General features: G+C 50.4%; 1 rRNA gene. It reads left to right on the forward strand.

Annotated elements, in window-relative coordinates:
- The first annotated feature begins 3 nt into the window (after positions 1-3).
- Positions 4-2,902, forward strand: a 23S ribosomal RNA gene (locus J3U27_RS11530).
- The last annotated feature ends 20 nt before the right edge of the window (positions 2,903-2,922 follow it).

A 2,922-nucleotide genomic window follows, 5' to 3' on the forward strand; every position in this document is an offset into this window, starting at 1 on the left:
TAAGGTTAAGAAATTAAGCGTACACGGTGGATGCCTAGGCAATCAGAGGCGATGAAGGACGTGTTAATCTGCGAAAAGCGACGGTGAGCCGATAAAAGGCGCTATAGCCGTTGATGTCCGAATGGGGAAACCCAGTGCAGGTGACTGCACTATCATCTGATGAATACATAGTCAGATGAGGCGAACCGGGAGAACTGAAACATCTAAGTACCCCGAGGAAAAGAAATCAACCGAGATTCCCAAAGTAGCGGCGAGCGAAATGGGAGTAGCCCAAGCGGGTAGCATAATGTATTAGTGGAAGCGTCTGGAAAGTCGCACGATAGAGGGTGAAAGTCCCGTACATGAAAGTGCATTATGTGGAAGCTTATAGAGTAGGGCGGGACACGTGATATCCTGTCTGAAGATGGGGGGACCATCCTCCAAGGCTAAATACTCCTGATTGACCGATAGTGAACCAGTACCGTGAGGGAAAGGCGAAAAGAACCCCGGGAGGGGAGTGAAATAGACCCTGAAACCGTGTACGTACAATCAGTGGGAGCATGTGCCGTTGGGTATGTGTGACTGCGTACCTTTTGTATAATGGGTCAGCGACTTATATTCTGTAGCAAGGTTAACCGAATAGGGGAGCCGAAGGGAAACCGAGTATTAACTGTGCGTTAAGTTGCAGGGTATAGACCCGAAACCCGGTGATCTAGCCATGGGCAGGTTGAAGGTTGGTTAACACTAACTGGAGGACCGAACCGACTAATGTTGAAAAATTAGCGGATGACCTGTGGCTGGGGGTGAAAGGCCAATCAAACCGGGAGATAGCTGGTTCTCCCCGAAAGCTATTTAGGTAGCGCCTCATGTATAACTGTTGGGGGTAGAGCACTGTTTCGGCTAGGGGGCCATCCCGGCTTACCAACCCGATGCAAACTCCGAATACTGACAAGTTTAATCATGGGAGACACACGGCGGGTGCTAACGTTCGTCGTGAAGAGGGAAACAACCCAGACCGCCAGCTAAGGTCCCCAAGTCATAGTTAAGTGGGAAACGAAGTGGGAAGGCTTAGACAGCTAGGATGTTGGCTTAGAAGCAGCCATCATTTAAAGAAAGCGTAATAGCTCACTAGTCGAGTCGGCCTGCGCGGAAGATGTAACGGGGCTAAAACTATGCACCGAAGCTGCGGCAGTGCACGTAAGTGTATTGGGTAGGGGAGCGTTCTGTAAGCCGTAGAAGGTGTGTTGTGAGGCATGCTGGAGGTATCAGAAGTGCGAATGCTGACATAAGTAACGATAAAGCGGGTGAAAAGCCCGCTCGCCGGAAGACCAAGGGTTCCTGTCCAACGTTAATCGGGGCAGGGTGAGTCGACCCCTAAGGAGAGGCCGAAGGGCGTATCTGATGGGAAACGGGTTAATATTCCCGTACTGGCTATAACTGCGATGGGGGGACGAAGAAGGCTAGGTTTACCACCTATTGGATGGTGGGTTAAGCGTGTAGGGGTGTGATTAGGCAAATCCGGTCACTGAGACCCTGAGGCGTGATGACGAGCTACTAAGGTAGTGAAGTAATTGATGCCCTGCTTCCAGGAAAATCCTCTAAGCTTCAGGTTATAGTTAATCGTACCCGAAACCGACACAGGTGGTCAGGTAGAGAATACTCAGGCGCTTGAGAGAACTCGGGTGAAGGAACTAGGCAAAATGGTGCCGTAACTTCGGGAGAAGGCACGCTGACGGTAATTGAAGTCCCACGCGGATGGAGGTGAAATCAGTCGAAGATACCAGCTGGCTGCAACTGTTTAATAAAAACACAGCACTGTGCAAACACGAAAGTGGACGTATACGGTGTGACGCCTGCCCGGTGCTGGAAGGTTAATTGATGGGGTTATGCGTAAGCAGAAGCTCTTGATCGAAGCCCCAGTAAACGGCGGCCGTAACTATAACGGTCCTAAGGTAGCGAAATTCCTTGTCGGGTAAGTTCCGACCTGCACGAATGGCGTAATGATGGCCAGGCTGTCTCCACCCGAGACTCAGTGAAATTGAAATTGCCGTGAAGATGCGGTGTACCCGTGGCAAGACGGAAAGACCCCGTGAACCTTTACTATAGCTTGACAGTGAACATTGAGCCTTAATGTGTAGGATAGGTGGGAGACTATGAAGTGTGTACGCCAGTATGCATGGAGTCGACCTTGAAATACCACCCTTTAATGTTTGATGTTCTAACCTATACTTCTGAATCGAGGTAAGGGACACTGTCTGGTGGGTAGTTTGACTGGGGCGGTCTCCTCCCAAAGAGTAACGGAGGAGCACGAAGGTTAGCTAATCCTGGTCGGACATCAGGAGGTTAGTGCAATGGCAAAAGCTAGCTTGACTGCGAGAGTGACGGCTCGAGCAGGTACGAAAGTAGGTCATAGTGATCCGGTGGTTCTGAATGGAAGGGCCATCGCTCAACGGATAAAAGGTACTCCGGGGATAACAGGCTGATACCGCCCAAGAGTTCATATCGACGGCGGTGTTTGGCACCTCGATGTCGGCTCATCACATCCTGGGGCTGAAGTAGGTCCCAAGGGTACGGCTGTTCGCCGTTTAAAGTGGTACGCGAGCTGGGTTTAGAACGTCGTGAGACAGTTCGGTCCCTATCTGCCATGGGCGTAGGAAAATTGAGAGGGTTTGCTTCTAGTACGAGAGGACCGAAGTGAACGCACCGCTGGTGTTCGGGTTGTGATGCCAATTGCATTGCCCGGTAGCTACGTGCGGAATAGATAAGTGCTGAAAGCATCTAAGCACGAAACTAGCCTCGAGATGAGTTTTCCCTGAAGAGATTCAGTAAGGTCCGTTTGAGACTAAGACGTAGATAGGTCAGGTGTGTAAGTGTAGTGATACATTGAGCTAACTGATACTAATGAACCGAGAGTCTTAACCTTACAACTCGGAGTTGTTTTGG

It is taken from the genome of Gilliamella sp. B2911 (assembly GCF_026536965.1).
Classification (GTDB): Bacteria; Pseudomonadota; Gammaproteobacteria; order Enterobacterales; family Orbaceae; genus Gilliamella; species Gilliamella apicola_E.